Annotated in this window: 12 protein-coding genes and 1 pseudogene; 10 read left to right on the top strand and 3 right to left on the bottom strand. The window is 69.4% G+C overall.

Annotated features, from left to right (window positions below):
• The first annotated feature begins 39 nt into the window (after positions 1–39).
• The 7 genes and pseudogenes from D4740_RS04900 (at position 40) to deoC (ending at position 8,186) form a co-directional block, all read left to right on the top strand.
• On the top strand, positions 40–1,128 hold the full coding sequence (locus D4740_RS04900; protein ID WP_119835818.1) for a BMP family protein: 1,089 nt from the start codon (positions 40–42) through the stop codon (positions 1,126–1,128).
• A gap of 75 nt (positions 1,129–1,203) precedes the next feature.
• Complete coding sequence (locus D4740_RS04895) at positions 1,204–2,868, top strand: ABC transporter ATP-binding protein (protein WP_119835817.1); 1,665 nt, start codon at positions 1,204–1,206, stop codon at positions 2,866–2,868.
• The gene (locus tag D4740_RS04890; protein WP_243106937.1) at positions 2,865–4,166 is read left to right on the top strand and encodes an ABC transporter permease; all 1,302 of its coding nucleotides are present in this window, start codon (positions 2,865–2,867) and stop codon (positions 4,164–4,166) included. The genes D4740_RS04895 and D4740_RS04890 overlap by 4 nt, the downstream gene beginning before the upstream one ends.
• A 3-nt stretch (positions 4,167–4,169) precedes the next feature.
• Positions 4,170–5,456: an ABC transporter permease gene (locus D4740_RS04885; RefSeq protein WP_119835816.1), complete on the top strand. Its 1,287-nt coding sequence runs from the start codon at positions 4,170–4,172 to the stop codon at positions 5,454–5,456.
• Positions 5,457–5,497: 41 nt separating this feature from the next.
• Positions 5,498–5,905 (top strand): annotated as a pseudogene (locus D4740_RS04880) (cytidine deaminase); the annotation flags it as partial.
• A gap of 119 nt (positions 5,906–6,024) precedes the next feature.
• The gene (locus D4740_RS04875; protein ID WP_119835815.1) at positions 6,025–7,389 is read left to right on the top strand and encodes a thymidine phosphorylase; all 1,365 of its coding nucleotides are present in this window, start codon (positions 6,025–6,027) and stop codon (positions 7,387–7,389) included.
• A 77-nt stretch (positions 7,390–7,466) separates the two neighbouring features.
• Positions 7,467–8,186, top strand: coding sequence for a deoxyribose-phosphate aldolase (deoC, locus tag D4740_RS04870; RefSeq protein WP_119835814.1), 720 nt, complete (start codon positions 7,467–7,469; stop codon positions 8,184–8,186).
• A gap of 143 nt (positions 8,187–8,329) precedes the next feature.
• Here the strand turns inward: deoC and D4740_RS04865 are convergent, their stop codons facing one another.
• The gene (locus D4740_RS04865) at positions 8,330–10,054 is read right to left on the bottom strand and encodes a phospho-sugar mutase (RefSeq protein WP_119835813.1); all 1,725 of its coding nucleotides are present in this window, start codon (positions 10,052–10,054) and stop codon (positions 8,330–8,332) included.
• A 226-nt stretch (positions 10,055–10,280) separates the two neighbouring features.
• Here D4740_RS04865 and D4740_RS04860 point away from each other — a divergent pair, with 226 nt between their 5' ends.
• Together D4740_RS04860 and D4740_RS04855 are read left to right on the top strand one after the other, a co-directional pair.
• The gene (locus D4740_RS04860) at positions 10,281–11,090 is read left to right on the top strand and encodes a TIGR00730 family Rossman fold protein (RefSeq protein ID WP_119835812.1); all 810 of its coding nucleotides are present in this window, start codon (positions 10,281–10,283) and stop codon (positions 11,088–11,090) included.
• Between the two features lie 14 nt (positions 11,091–11,104).
• Positions 11,105–11,272 carry a DUF3117 domain-containing protein gene (locus D4740_RS04855; RefSeq protein ID WP_119835811.1) on the top strand — a complete coding sequence of 56 codons (168 nt, stop codon included), beginning with the start codon at positions 11,105–11,107 and terminating at the stop codon, positions 11,270–11,272.
• 166 nt (positions 11,273–11,438) lie between these two features.
• Here D4740_RS04855 and D4740_RS04850 read toward each other — a convergent pair whose 3' ends face one another.
• Positions 11,439–12,074 (bottom strand): O-methyltransferase, encoded by a 636-nt coding sequence (locus tag D4740_RS04850; RefSeq protein ID WP_119835810.1) that lies wholly within the window; start codon positions 12,072–12,074, stop codon positions 11,439–11,441.
• A 197-nt stretch (positions 12,075–12,271) separates the two neighbouring features.
• On the opposite strand from D4740_RS04850, the gene D4740_RS04845 reads away from it, so the two are divergent.
• Positions 12,272–13,126: a twin-arginine translocase TatA/TatE family subunit gene (locus D4740_RS04845; protein ID WP_119835809.1), complete on the top strand. Its 855-nt coding sequence runs from the start codon at positions 12,272–12,274 to the stop codon at positions 13,124–13,126.
• 76 nt (positions 13,127–13,202) lie between these two features.
• On the opposite strand, the gene D4740_RS04840 is transcribed toward D4740_RS04845, so the two are convergent.
• Positions 13,203–14,348, bottom strand: a complete 1,146-nt coding sequence (locus D4740_RS04840) for an Mrp/NBP35 family ATP-binding protein (protein WP_119835808.1) — start codon at positions 14,346–14,348, stop codon at positions 13,203–13,205.
• Between the last annotated feature and the right edge of the window lie 5 nt (positions 14,349–14,353).

Here is a 14,353-nt window from a genome sequence, read left to right as displayed (position 1 = left end):
GTGGCTCGTGCTCCCCGAAATCCTGCTACGGAGGTCCCGATGAAGAAGACCCGTCCTACGCTGGCGCTCGGCCTGCTTGCCTCTCTGGTCCTGACCGCCTGCGGCGCCGCCCCGGACGAGGGCGCCTCCGGTGGCGGGGCGGCCAGCGACTTCACCGCGTGCATAGTCTCTGACGAGGGCGGCTTTGACGACCAGTCGTTCAACCAGTCCGCAAAGGAGGGGCTGGACCGGGCCAAGGAGGAGCTGGGGGTGGCGACCATCGCGGTGGAGTCGGAGGGGTCCGCAGACTACTCCACCAATATCGACTCCCTCGTCCAGCAGGACTGCGACCTCATCATCGGTGCGGGCTTCAACCTGGACGTGGACCTGGCGACAGCCGCGCAGGCCAACCCGGACATGAACTTCGCTCTCGTTGACTCCACCTTCTCTGACACCCAGGGCGAGCCGGTGGAGCTGGACAATGCCAAGCCGCTCATCTTCAACACGGCTGCGGCCGCCTACCTGGCTGGCTACGCCGCGGCGGGCGTGAGCAGCACGGGCATCGTGGCCACCTACGGCGGGATGCAGATCCCTACGGTGGAGATCTTTATGGAGGGCTTCGCCAGGGGCGTGGAGAGGTACAACGAGGACAACGACGCCTCGGTCACCGTCCTGGGCTGGGACCCGGACAGCCCCAGCACCGGTTCCTTCGTCGGTGACTTCTCGAACACCAAGGAGGGCCAGTCCCTGACTGAGCAGTTCCTCTCCCAGGACGCCGACGTCATCATGCCGGTGGCCGGCCCCGTGGGGCTGGGCACCCTGTCCACGGTCAAGGCCTCCTCTGGCGACCAGGCGGTGGTATGGGTGGACGCTGACGGCTACGAGTCCACCAGTTCCGGTGACCTGATCCTGACCTCGGTGGTCAAGGAGATCGGTATCGCCGTCTACAACACCGTCCAGGAGGCCACCGAGGGCAGCTTCTCCTCCCAGCCCTACATCGGGACCCTGGAGAACGAGGGGGTGTCCCTGGCGCCCTTCCACGACTACGACTCCCAGGTCCCCGACCAGGTCAAGACCAGGATCGAGGAGCTGCGCCAGCAGATCATCGACGGCTCCCTGGACGTGTCCACCCCCTACGACCCGTCCTGACCCTGCCGTGCAGCGCCCTGTCGACTGCCCCGCCGACGGCGTCCTGACGCCTCCCCGACCGGAAGCGAGTCCCGCGTGAAGCTCGAGCTGCGTGGTGTCACCAAGACCTTCGGGCCTGTCGTGGCCAACGACCGTATCGACCTGACCATCGAGCCCGGGCAGGTCCACGCCCTCCTGGGGGAGAACGGCGCGGGTAAGTCCACGCTCATGAACGTCCTCTACGGGCTCTACCAGCCCGACGGCGGTCAGGTCCTCATTGATGACGTGCCTGTGACCTTCTCCGGGCCCCGGGACGCCGTGGCCGCGGGGATCGGTATGGTCCACCAGCACTTCATGCTCGTCCCGGTGTTCACGGTGGCGGAGTCGGTGGCCCTGGGCGACGAGCCCACCGGGCCGGCGGGGGTCATCGACACCGCTGCTGCCGCTTCCAGGGTCACTCAGATATCGCAGCGCTTCGGGTTCGACGTGGACCCGCATGCCCGTATCGAGGACCTGCCGGTGGGCGTCCAGCAGCGTGTGGAGATCATCAAGGCGCTGTCCCGCGACGCCCGGGTGCTCATCCTGGACGAGCCCACTGCGGTGCTCACCCCGCAGGAGACCGACGAGCTCATGGCCGTCATGCGGGGACTGAGGGACTCCGGGACCTCGATCGTCTTCATCACCCACAAGCTCCGGGAGGTGCGTGAGGTCGCTGACGCTATCACCGTCATCCGGCGGGGGCGGGTCGTCGGTACCGCCGAGCCCACCACCTCTGCCGCCGAGCTGGCCAGCCTCATGGTGGGCCACGACGTGTCCCTGACAGTGGACAAGGACCCCGCTGACCCCGGGGACGACGGCCTCATCCTGGAGGACCTCACCCTGCTGGACCAGGACGGCGGTGCCGTGCTTGAGGAGGTGACCCTGCACGTGCGGTCCGGCGAGATTCTCGGCGTGGCGGGGGTCCAGGGCAACGGGCAGACCGAGCTCGGCGAGGTAGTCCTGGGTCTGCGCGCGCCTGCAGCGGGGCGTGTGCTCCTGGGAGGCCGTGACGTCACCGGCCACAGCGTGCGTCAGCGGCTGCACGACGGCCTGGGGTTCGTTCCCGAGGACCGCTCGCGCGACGGCGTGGTCGCTGACCTCTCCGTGGCTGAGAACATGGTCCTGGACCGTTACGACGACCCATCCCTGGGACGGAGGCACTCCCTGTCTCCCGCACTGCTGCGCCGCAACGCCGAGAGGCTGCGCGAGGAGTTCGACGTGCGGGTCGGCGAGGTCGGCGACCCCATCTCCACCCTCTCCGGCGGTAACCAGCAGAAGACCGTCCTGGCCCGCGAGCTGTCCCGCCCCCTCACGGCGCTCCTGGCCTCCCAGCCCACCCGGGGCCTGGACGTCGGCTCTATCGAGTTCGTCCACCAGCGGCTCGTCGCTGAGCGTGACACGGGGACGGCCGTGCTTATCATCTCTTCCGAGCTGGACGAGATCTACGCCCTGTCTGACCGTATCGCGGTCATGTACCGCGGCCGGGTGACCGGCGTGGTCACCCCGGACACGCCGCGCGAGGTGCTGGGGCTCATGATGGCGGGCGCGTCCCCCTCCCAGGCGGGTGCCCAGGAGGACCCCGGCCAGGGGGAGCCGGGTGCGCACGTCCCCGAGGATGCCCCCGAGGATGCTGAGACGACCAAGACACGGACCGGTATCAAGACTGAGATGAGGACAGATGAAAAGACGGACAAGGGGACAGAGAGGAGCCAGGAGCAGTGACAGCGGTCCCAGCCACCCCGGCCACCCCCGGTGGCCCGCTCCCTGACCCGTCCGGCGAGCCGTCCGCGGACTCGTCCGCCAACCCGCCCCGCCCCGGGGTCCTGCGGCGGGTGGCGGAGTCCACGGCGTTGGCGGGAGTCCTCGCCGTCGTGTCGGCCATGATCGTGGGCTCGGTCCTCATCCTTGTCGCCGACGAGGAGGTGCGCACCACCGCCGGCTACTTCCTCGCCCGTCCCGGCGACTTCCTTGGTGCTGCGGGCTCCAGCCTGGTCGAGGCCTACACCTCCCTCCTGCGCGGCTCGGTCCTCGACTGGAGGGCGACCACGGCCACGCGTATGGTGCGCCCCCTCACTGAGACGCTGACCAACGCCACCCCCCTCATCATTGCGGGCCTGGGGATGTCGGTCGCCTTTCGCGCGGGCCTGTTCAACATCGGAGGCCAGGGACAGGTCGTCCTGGGCGGGATCCTGGCTACCTACGTAGGTATCACCTGGGAGCTGCCCGTCGTCGTCCACCTGCCGCTGGCTGTGCTCGCCGCTGTCCTGGGCGGGTTCGTGTGGGGCGGTCTCGCAGGCCTGCTCAAGGCCCGGACCGGAGCCAACGAGGTGATTGTCACCATCATGCTCAACTCCGTGGCGGGGTACCTGCTGGCCCAGCTGCTTACGACCACCGTCTTTATCGGCGAGAGCGGTAGCAACCCCAAGTCCCTCTACCTGGCCGGGTCCTCTCACTACCCGCTTCTGCTGGGAGACTCCTTCCGCCTCCACGCGGGCTTTCTTGTCGCCCTGCTGGCCGCAGGGAGCGTGTGGTGGCTCATGGAGCGCTCGCGGCTGGGCTTCCAGCTGCGGGCTGTCGGCCTTAACGCCCAGGCGGCCCGCACCGCCGGGATGAACGTGTCCCGGGTGACCGCCGTGGCCATGATGGTCTCCGGCGCCTTGTGCGGCCTGGCCGCTACTGCCCCGGTCCTGGGCACACAGAGGTACCTGGGGCTGTCCGTGGCGGGGACTATCGGCTTTGACGCCATCACCGTGGCTCTCCTGGGACGGTCCACCCCGCTGGGCACCGTCCTGGCGGGCCTGCTCTTCGGGGCGCTGAGCGCCGGTGGCACCACGATGCAGGCAGCCACGGGCACACCGGTCGATATCGTCCTGGTCCTGCAGTCCACCATCGTGCTGTTCATTGCTGCGCCCTCCCTGGTACGCGCCCTCTACCGGCTGCCCGCCCGGGGCTCGTGGACGCGCCAGCAGGACACCGCTGCGGCTGCGGGCACCCCGGCCCCGACCAGCAGGGAGGCCTGAGCCATGACTACTGCCTCACCCGTCCTCAGCTCTGCCGCTCCCAGAAGTGTGGCGACCACGGTCGCTCGGGAGTCCGTGGAGCTCAAGATCCCGGTCGCCGGAGTCGTGGTGACGGTTCTCCAGGTGCTCATGACGCTGTCTGCCCACGGGTCGACACGCTTCGCCCTGGCGACCCGTTCCGACCTCCTGGCGCTTCCCGTCATCACCGTCCCGGCGCGTGCCACGATCCTGGCGCTGGCGGTTCCTGCCGTGGTTGCCACGGGCTGGGCATGGTGGCGCTCCTGGCGGCGCGAGGGGGTCGGTGCGGGGGCGGTGACCATCCTGGGGGCAGCCTTTGTCCTGGCCTTCCTGACCTGGGCAGGCGCCGGCCGGGACACCCTCGTGCCGATGGTGACCATCCTGTCGTCGACGCTGGCACTCAGCGTCCCCCTGGTCTTCGGCAGCCTCGCTGGCGTCATCGGTGAGCGGTCCGGCACTATCAACATCGCTATCGAGGGCCAGCTGCTGGGCGGGGCCTTCCTGGGGGCCGTGGTCGCCTCTGCAGCCTCCAGCCCCTGGGCCGGGCTGGTCGCCGCCCCTGCGGCGGGCGTGCTTGTCTCCCTCCTGCTGGCCCTGTTCGGGCTGCGCTACCGGGTCAATCAGATCGTCGTGGGGGTGGTGCTCAACGTCCTGGTCCTGGGACTGACCGGCTTCCTGTTCTCCACGGTTCTCTCTCGCGACCCCGGTCTCAACCAGCCGCTGCGTCTGCCAGTCATCTCGGTTCCCGGCCTGGCCCAGGTGCCCGTGATCGGGCCGGTCCTCTTCCGCCAGACTATCCTCGTCTACCTCATGTACGCAGCGGTGGCCTTCTTCTCCTTCATGCTGTTCCGCTCCCGGTGGGGCCTGCGGATGCGTGCGTGCGGGGAGCACCCCAAGGCCGCTGACACGGTAGGCATCAACGTCATGCGCACCCGGGTGGCCAACCTGGTGCTCGCAGGTGCCCTAGCAGGCCTGGGCGGTGCCTTCTTCACCGTGGGCAGCGGCCTGTCCTTCACCAAGGACATGGCGGCGGGCAACGGCTATATCGCCCTGGCGGCCATGATCCTGGGCGGGTGGCGCCCTCTGGGATCTCTTGGCGCAGCGCTGCTCTTCGGCTTTGCCACCTCCGTGGGGCAGACCCTGTCCGTAGTGGGCAGTCCTGTCCCCGCTAACATCATCCTCATGATTCCCTACGTCGTGACAATTCTGGCCGTGTCCGGGTTCGTGGGAAGGGTCCGCGCCCCCGCCGCAGAGGGGGTGCCCTACCCGTGACCTTCTCTGTTGAGGACCGTAGCGCTGTGTCTCCGCCTTCGGTGACTCCTGCTGACGTGGACGGGGCTGCCTGGCAGGCGCTGTACACGCTGGCCGTAGAGGCCATGGAGCAGGCCTACGCTCCCTACTCGCGCTTCAAGGTGGGGGCTGCGGCCCTGGTGGACGACTCCCGCACCGTCAGCGGCTGCAACGTGGAGAACGCCTCCTACGGGGCCACGCTGTGCGCCGAGTGCGGCCTGGTCTCCGAGCTGGTCCGTTCCGGGGGAGGCCTGCTGGTGGCTGTGGTGTGCGTGGACGCTCACCACCAGCCCTGCGCGCCCTGCGGACGCTGTCGCCAGCTGCTCAGCGAGCACGCGGCCCCGGGGCTCTTGCTGGCCATGCCCTCCGGGATCATGACCATTGAGGAGATCCTGCCCGACCAGTTTACCGGCTCCGACATCGCTCGTGTCACCGCGGTACCGGGCACTGCGGGTGCGCAGCGTCGGAGTGCAGGTGACCTGGGTGCGTCTAGGGGCGGCTTGGTCCTGCCAGGTGACGTGGGAGCCGCTCCTGGCCAGGAGGCCGACGTATGAGCAACCTGACCGGGCCCGGCGACGCCGAGGAGCCTTTCGACGCCGTTGACGTCATCGCGGCCAAGCGGGACGGGTACCGGCTCAGCGACGCCCAGATCGACTGGGTGGTGGACGCCTATACCCGTGGCGTGGTGGCCGAGGAACAGATGAGCGCCCTGGCTATGGCCGTCTACCTGCGGGGGATGGCACCTGCCGAGACTGCCCGGTGGACCCGGGCCATGATCCGCTCCGGGGAGCTTATGGACTTCTCCAGCCTGGGGCGCCTCACGGTGGACAAGCACTCCACCGGGGGCGTGGGGGACAAGATCACCCTCCCGCTGGCCCCGCTGGTGGCGTCCTTTGGGGTGGCCGTCCCCCAGCTGTCAGGACGCGGCCTGGGGCACACCGGGGGTACCTTGGACAAGCTGGAGTCGATCCCCGGCTGGAGGGCCGACCTGAGCCGCGACGAGATCATGTCCGCCCTCGGACCCGGGGGACCCGGTGCGGTGGTCTGCGCGGCCGGGCCGGGCCTGGCTCCCGCTGACAGGCGTCTCTACGCGCTGCGCGACACGACTGCCACCGTCTCCTGCCTCCCCCTCATCGCCTCCTCGATCATGTCCAAGAAGATCGCCGAGGGGACCGGTGCTCTCGTCCTGGACGTCAAGGTCGGCAGCGGCGCCTTCATGAAGGAACGGGACCAAGCGCGTGAGCTGGCCCGCACCATGGTGCACCTGGGCCGGGATGCGGGGGTGAGGACCCGGGCAGTGCTCACCGACATGTCCACGCCGTTGGGACTGACTGTCGGTAACGCCCTGGAGGTCGCGGAGGCGGTGGAGGTACTGGCTGGTGGCGGGCCGAGTGACGTCGTGGACCTGACCCTCGCCCTGGCGGGCCACATGCTCGACGTGGTTGGCAGGCCGGTGGAGGAGCACCTGCTGCGCCAGGCACTGACGGGTGGGCGCGCCATGGACGTGTGGCGGCACATGGTGCGCCGTCAGGGAGGCGATCCGGACGCACCCCTGCCTCGCGCCCCGCACACGCAGGTCGTTCCCGCTCCGGCCAGCGGTGTGCTCACCCGGCTGGACGCCCTGGCGGTGGGGGTGGCGGCCTGGCGCCTGGGAGCCGGGCGTGCCCGGAAGGAGGATTCTGTCCAGGCAGTGGCGGGGGTGCGGTTGCACGCCAAGCCGGGTGACGTCGTGAACCGGGGTCAGCCCCTGTTGAGCCTCCACACGGCCACGCCCGGGCGTGTGGACCGGGCGCTCCAGGCCCTGGGGGACGGTATCGTCGTCTCACCGGCTGACTCTCGTGAGGCGGTCCAGGCACGTGCCCGTCGTGAGGCTGGCGTGGTGCTGGAGGTAGTCACACAGGGACAGGCGGGGTGAGCGGAAGGCAGCTGCGCGGCTCTCGTCTGGGTGGGCACCCGGGCAGGGGCTGCACAGAGGAAAGGACAGGGAACCACATGAGTCATGCCGCTGGTAGCGAGCCGACGCCGCTTGCGGGTACGTGGCGTGCGCAGCCTGCCTCCACACCCACCCGGGCTGAGGCCGCCGCTGTCATCGACCACACTCTTCTGCGGCCCGAGGCCACGGCAGACCAGGTCGCCGAGCTCGTCGCCCAGGCGGCTAGGCTGGGCACCTACTGCGTGTGCGTGTCCCCTAGCCAGCTGCCCGTGGCTGTTCCTGGGGGGCTGCGGGTGGCCACTGTCTGCGGCTTCCCCTCAGGCGCCCACACGACCGCCGTCAAGGCCGCCGAGGCCCGTGAGGCCGTGGACAGGGGCGCTCACGAGGTCGATATGGTCCTGGACCTCGCGCAGGTCAAGGAGCACGACTACAACGCCGTGGAGTCGGAGGTCCGCGCGGTCAAGGAGGCCGTGGGCGACAGCCTTCTCAAGGTTATTATCGAGTCCGCCGCGCTGAGTGACGAGGAGGTCGTCGCCGTGTGCCGGGCCAGCGAACGGGCAGGAGCGGACTACGTCAAGACCTCCACCGGCTTCCACCCTGCCGGAGGCGCCTCGACGCACGCAGTGGCTCTCATGCGCGCCACGGTGGGGGAGCGTCTGGGCGTCAAGGCCTCCGGTGGCATCCGCACGGCACAGGACGCGGTGGCGATGCTCAGGGCTGGTGCCTCACGCCTGGGAGTGTCGGCGACCGTCTCGGTGCTGGAAGGGCTGGAGGACTGAGCAGGGGCTGGCGTGGACGGCACGGACTAGTGCCCGGGCAGGGCCGACCTGTCGGGCGGCCCTGCCTTCCCCTGCCCCAGTAAGTATGTGTAAGTATGTCCCGCACGTGCCCGACGAGCAGTCGCACGACGTGACGGAGGCACTCAGCCGAGCCCGAGCACGCTGCGGAGGTCCTCCTTGATGGACTCCAGGCGGGCTGCGGCGGCCTTGCGGGTCCCGGGGACCGACTCCTTGCCGACCGGCATGATCACCTCGCAGTAGCACTTGAGCTTGGGCTCGGTGCCTGAGGGGCGGATGACAACCCGGTCGTCCGCCGCCGTGGTCCATACCAGCCCGTCGGTGGCGGGCAGCCGTCCTCCTGCGCCGTCGGGCTTGCCGTCCCTGAGGTCGACGGCTGTGGTCACCAGTGAGCCGGCCAGCCTCACGGGTGCCCCGTCCCGGCGCAGCCTCTCCATGGCCTCGGTGATGCGGGAGGTGTCGTCCACCCTGATGGTCAGCGGGCTGGTGGCGTGCAGCCCGTGCTCACGGGCCAGGCGGTCGAGCAGGTCAATGACCGAGCGGCCCTGCTGCTTGAGGACGGAGACCAGCACCGCGACACGCACAGCCGCGGAGATCCCGTCCTTGTCCCGGACTGCGGCCGGGTCCACGCAGTAGCCCAGTGCCTCCTCGTAGCCGTAGACCAGGTTGGGTACCCGACTGATCCACTTGAAGCCTGTCAGGGTCTGCTGGTGGGCCAGCCCGTGGGTCTGGGCGATGCGGCGCAGCAGGCGGGAGGAGACGACCGAGCTGGCCAGCACCCCGTTGCCGGCGAAGGCCGCGAGCTCGGCCGCCTGCTCACCCAGCAGCGCCCCCACCTCGTCCCCGCTCAGCTGACGCCAGCCCCCTGTCGCGGAGGGGTCTGGCACGGCCACGCAGCAGCGGTCGGCGTCCGGGTCGTTGGCGATCACCAGGTCCGCGCCCTGGGAGCGAGCCAGGGCGACGGCCCGGTCCAGGGCACCTGGCTCCTCAGGGTTGGGGAAGTCCAGGGTCGGGAAGTCCGGGTCGGGCTCCCACTGCTCGGCGACCCTGACCACGTCCTCGAACCCGACGCGGGCCAGTGCCTCCTGGCAGGTGTGTCCTCCTACCCCGTGAAGAGGGGTCAGGACGATCTTCAGCGGTGCGGCGGCACCCATATGGGCAGCCTGGGCGGCCCGCTCCACGTAGTCCTCACGCACTGCCTGCCCCACAGCCTCCCACCCCGTCTGTGGCATGGGGACGGAGGCCAGGGGGCCTACTGCGCTGATCGCCGCAGCGATGTCGGCGTCGTGGGGCGGCACGATCTGGGCGCCCTGAGCCCAGCCGGAGACCGTCCGCCCACCCAGGTAGACCTTGTAGCCGTTGTCCTGGGGCGGGTTGTGGGAGGCGGTGACCATCACTGCGGCGTCAGCCTCGAGGTGGCGCAGGGCGAAGGCCAGGATCGGGGTGGGGCAGTGGTCCTCGAAGAGGAGGGCACGGCCTGCGGCCCCGGTGACGACGGAGGCTGTGTCGCGGGCGAACTGCTTGGAGCCCTTGCGGGCGTCGTAGCCGATGACGACGGTGAAGCCCTCACCGACCACGGAGCGCAGGTAGGCGGACAGTCCCGCTGCCGCCCGGATGACCACGGCTCGGTTCATCCGGTTGGGGCCAGGTCCGAGGCGCCCGCGCAGACCAGCGGTACCAAAGGCGAGAGGGGCGGCGAAGGCGTCTGCCAGCTCGGCGGTGGCTTCGGGGTCACCGTCATGGTGGGCGCGCAGCAGGCGGGAGAGCTCGGCAGCGGTGGCAGGGTCCGGATCCTCGTCGATCCAGGAGGCGACTGCGGTGTCGAGAGTCGGCTCAGCAGGCTGGGTCATGGCGGCGACGCTACCGTGGGGGAGTGGGCAGAAAGCGGCACTATGACACCAATCGCCGGTGTTTCCAGACACAGGGTGGTGACCTACGACCTGTCTCCAGGTTCTGCCGTGGGGGACACGCCGACCCGTCGGTGCGGTGGGGCGGGCGCGTGACCTGCGCAGACGTGGTGTCCGGGCCTGGCAGTGGAACCGACGGCCTGGGTGTGGCTGGGGGAGGATGGGCAGCATGAGTGACCGACAGACCTACCGCCGGGGACCGGTGCTGCTGCGCGGCACCCAGATTCCCCACCAGACCACCGACGCACGTCTTTTGGACCAGCGTGGTGACAGCGACTGGCTCCACGCCGACCCCTGGCGGGTCATGCGTATCCAGGCCGAGTTCGTCGAGGGCTTTGGTGCCCTGGCTGAGCTGGGGCCGGCTGTCAGCGTCTTCGGCTCGGCGCGCACCCTGGCCAGTGACCCTGCCTACGCGGTGGCTGAGCAGGTGGGTGCGGGCCTGGCCCGCAGCGGGTACGCGGTGGTCACTGGCGGTGGACCGGGGATGATGGAGGCAGCGAACAAGGGCTGCCACGAGGCCGGAGGTACCTCCGTGGGGCTGGGCATCGAGCTGCCGCATGAGCAGGGGATGAACGAGTACGTGGACCTAGGGGTCAACTTCCGCTACTTCTTTGCCCGTAAGACGATGTTCGTCAAGTACTCTGACGGCTTTGTCGTCATGCCAGGCGGGATGGGGACTCTGGACGAGCTCTTCGAGTCCCTCACCCTGGTCCAGACCCAGAAGATCTCCTCCTTCCCTATCGTGCTGGTGGACTCGGGATACTGGTCAGGCCTCTTGGAGTGGATCCGCTCCACCATGGTGGAGCGGGGCACGATCTCACCTCAGGACCCCCAGCTGGTGCACGTGGTCGACACCGCCGAGGAGGCCGTGAGCTACGTGGTCGCCGCGAGTGTTAGGGCGCACGGATCATCATATGGGCATCTTTATGATGGCGTAGACTTATCGAGGTCGCGCAACAATGAGTCCGCGCCGCACTGACGAAAGGTGATCACATGGCTGCTATGAAGCCCCGGACCGGTGACGGCCCTCTTGAGGTCGTCAAGGAAGGTCGTGCCATCATCATGCGAGTTCCCCTGGAGGGTGGCGGGCGCCTAGTCCTGGAGGTCACGGCCGACGAGGTCAGGCAGATGCGCGAGGCTCTCGCCAACGCGAAGATCTGAGAGATCTGAGACCGCGGGCCTGTGCGGGATCGCCTCGGGTCAGCACAGGGCTGTGGGACGCCGTGGGATGGCGCCACGGAGTAGGACCGGGTCTGTCAGGGGCCCGGTCCGCATGCTTTGTCACCTATGCGTACCTTGCCGTCCGTGTACCCGTGTCGTGGCAGCCTCAGGCCTGCCTGACGGATACCAGGAGGCCGTCGCCCACCGGGAGCAGGGTGGTGAGCAGCAGCGGGGAGTTACGCAGCGCCTTGCCGAGCTCGCGAGCGGCCACCGTGGTGGCGTCTCGGCGTGCCGGGTCGGCGACATGGTCGTGCCACAGCGCCCGGGTCACGGCCAGCACCCCGCCGGTACGCAGCATGCGCAGCGCGTAGTCAGCCAGGTCGACAGCGTCGCGCGGCTCGACGTCAAGGACCACCATGTCGTAGCTGCGTGCTGCCATCCGGGGCATGACGTCGGAGGCTCGTCCCTGGATGACGCGAGTGCGTGACGCGGGAAAGCCGGCGAGGTCGAAGGAGCGCCGGGCCTGCCGCTGCAGCTCGGCTTCCACGTCGATCGTCGTCAGGACGCCGTCGGCCCCCATCCCGCCCAGGAGCCACAGCCCGGACACACCGGTTCCCGTGCCGACCTCCGCCACGGACTTGGCCCCGACGGAGGCAGCCAGCACGCGCAGCGCAGCACCGGTGCCCGAGGAGACGGGGGCGATGCCCAGCTCCAGGCTCCGCATCCGGGCCTGGGCGATGGCGTCGTCCTCCAGGGGAAAGTCCTCCGTGTAGGACCAGCTCAGTGTCTTGTCCGCACTCACTGTGACCCTCTTCCAGCCGCCGACCGTGGGGCGTAGCCGCCCAGGCCGTATTGTCCCAGGAACCGGGAGGGATGAGGGGATCCGCCACATGCTTGCCTTACCTCGCCCGGTCCGGCGGGGTGGGGCACTAGGGCGTCCTGGGCCGTTCTCACCCGTCCGGGACCGGTGCTGACGTAGGCCTCCCTATACTAGGCGGCGTGTTCGGCATCTCTGGCTCCGAGTTCTTCGTCCTTATCCTGGTGGCGGTGATCGTGGTGGGCCCCCAGCGCCTGCCCGAGTACGCGCGCACGCTGACCCGGATGGTGCGTCGGCTGCGGCTGTACCTGGACAACGCCCGTGCGCAGATCGCCGAGGAGGTGGGGCCCGAGCTCGCTGACCTGGACCTGTCCGACTTCGACCCCCGACAGTACGACCCCCGCAGGATCGTGCGTGACGCCCTGAGCGAGGATATCAACGCTATTCGGGAGGACCTGACCCACCCGTTCCGGTCGGTGGCCCAGACAGCCAGGGAGGGCTCGGCCGCTGCGGCCCAGGCGGTCAACGAGGCGGTACGTGCGGACCAGGGCCGTTCCCTGAGCAGGCAGGTCAGCGAGAAGATCAGTGAGACGAGGGCACAGGCGGCTGCGGCGGTCGCTGCTGAGAACGGTACGGAGGACGCGCAGGAGGATACTTTCCCGGGTGCAGGCGACGTCTCCCTGGACCCCGACATCCTGGGCTCCGGCGTCCTGGACGCGGTCACCGAGCCGGGCGTCGGGCCTGGTGCTGCTGACGACGACCCGGCCGACGCAAGTCCAACCCAGATCGACCCGGCTGCCGAGGACCCGGCCGAGGCGGTACCTGACCCGCAGAACCAGGGCTCAGGCCAGCAGCCGACGACAGTGCCCTCAACTCTGGTGTCCGCTGCCACGCACGGCACCTCCCGGGACAGCCTGCCCGCAGGTACCGGTGCTGGGGGCGGGCGCCCCCTGTCCCCGCGGGAGATCGTGCGTGCTGCCAACGAGGCTGCCCGTACCCGCGCCGAGGCGGCAGCGGTGGTCCTGGAGGACGCCTGAGCCGCCTGAGCCCGTGCCGCCCGCAGCAGCCAGTAGTGTCGCCGCCAACCGGGGCACAAGCCTGGGAGCGGGCTCGTCACCTCACAGGCGTGACCCCCAGGCTCATGCCTGACAGGCCCCGCGCCCGGTGGGTGAGGCGCTGAGCCACCGCGGCCAGCTCAAGAGCCGCGGGGGAGTCGGCCAGCGGCCTGCCGTTATTGGCTGACGTCGCAGGGACGCCTGTGTCAGAGCCTTCGCGCAGGCGGATGTCCAGGGGCAGCTGGGCCAGGAGCGGGACCTCGTAGCCCAGGGTCTCGCTCAGGGAGGTTGAGACGATCTGGCCCCCACCGGATCCGAAGATCTCCAGCCTGGACCCGTCGGGCTGGGGCATGTAGGACATGTTCTCCACCACGCCCACGACCCGCTGGTGGGTCTGGGCCGCGATCAGCCCGGTGCGCTCGGCGACCTCGGCCGCGGCAGTCTGGGGCGTGGTCACCACCAGGATCTCTGCGTTGGGCAGGAGCTGGGCGACCGAGATCGTGACGTCACCGGTCCCTGGAGGGAGGTCGAGCAGCAGGACGTCCAGGTCCCCCCAGTAGACGTCGGTGAGGAACTGCTGGACGGCACGGTGCAGCATCGGCCCGCGCCACACCACCGGCTGGCGTTCCTCCACGAACATGCCGATCGAGATCACCTTTACGCCGTGGGCGGTCACGGGCACGATCATGCCGTCCAGCTGGGTAGGAACCTGGCTGACCCCGAGCATGCGCGGGATGGAGAAGCCGTAGATGTCGGCGTCGACCACAGCCACGCTGAGCCCCTGGGAGGCCATGGCCGCAGCCAGGTTCGCCGTGACCGAGGACTTGCCGACCCCGCCCTTGCCGGAGGTGACGGCGTAGACCCGGGTCAGGTTCCCCGGCTGGGTGAAAGGGATGACCGGCTCTGCTGCGCCCCCGCGCAGGCGTCGGCGCAGCTCGGCGCGCTGTTCGTCGTTCATCACTCCCATGGTGACGGACACGCTGGTCACGCCCTCGACCTGGCTCACCTCCCGCTGGGTGTCCCCGGTAATGGTGTCCTTGAGCGGGCAGCCCGCCACGGTCAGCAGCACGCCGACGGACACGGCCCCGTCGTCACCGACCTCGACGGAGGACACCATCCCCAGGTCGGTGATGGGGCGGCGCAGCTCGGGGTCGTTGACACGGCTGAGGGCCTCAAGGACGGCTTCCTGTGTGGGTGCGGGCATATCAC

It is taken from the genome of Actinomyces sp. 2119, assembly GCF_003591215.1.
Taxonomy (GTDB): domain Bacteria; phylum Actinomycetota; class Actinomycetes; order Actinomycetales; family Actinomycetaceae; genus Actinomyces; species Actinomyces lilanjuaniae.
The sequence above is the reverse complement of the archived record's forward strand: the minus strand, read 5'-3'. Positions and strand labels throughout refer to the sequence as shown.

Bases quoted from the DNA above. Each gene is read 5' to 3' on its own strand.
- deoC (WP_119835814.1), top strand. From the start codon at position 7,467: ATGAGTCATGCCGCTGGTAGCGAGCCGACGCCGCTTGCGGGTACGTGG.
- D4740_RS04900 (WP_119835818.1), top strand. From the start codon at position 40: ATGAAGAAGACCCGTCCTACGCTGGCGCTCGGCCTGCTTGCCTCTCTG.
- D4740_RS04860 (WP_119835812.1), top strand. From the start codon at position 10,281: ATGAGTGACCGACAGACCTACCGCCGGGGACCGGTGCTGCTGCGCGGC.
- D4740_RS04840 (WP_119835808.1), bottom strand. From the start codon at position 14,348: ATGCCCGCACCCACACAGGAAGCCGTCCTTGAGGCCCTCAGCCGTGTC.
- D4740_RS04875 (WP_119835815.1), top strand. From the start codon at position 6,025: ATGAGCAACCTGACCGGGCCCGGCGACGCCGAGGAGCCTTTCGACGCC.
- D4740_RS04885 (WP_119835816.1), top strand. From the start codon at position 4,170: ATGACTACTGCCTCACCCGTCCTCAGCTCTGCCGCTCCCAGAAGTGTG.
- D4740_RS04855 (WP_119835811.1), top strand. From the start codon at position 11,105: ATGGCTGCTATGAAGCCCCGGACCGGTGACGGCCCTCTTGAGGTCGTC.
- D4740_RS04865 (WP_119835813.1), bottom strand. From the start codon at position 10,054: ATGACCCAGCCTGCTGAGCCGACTCTCGACACCGCAGTCGCCTCCTGG.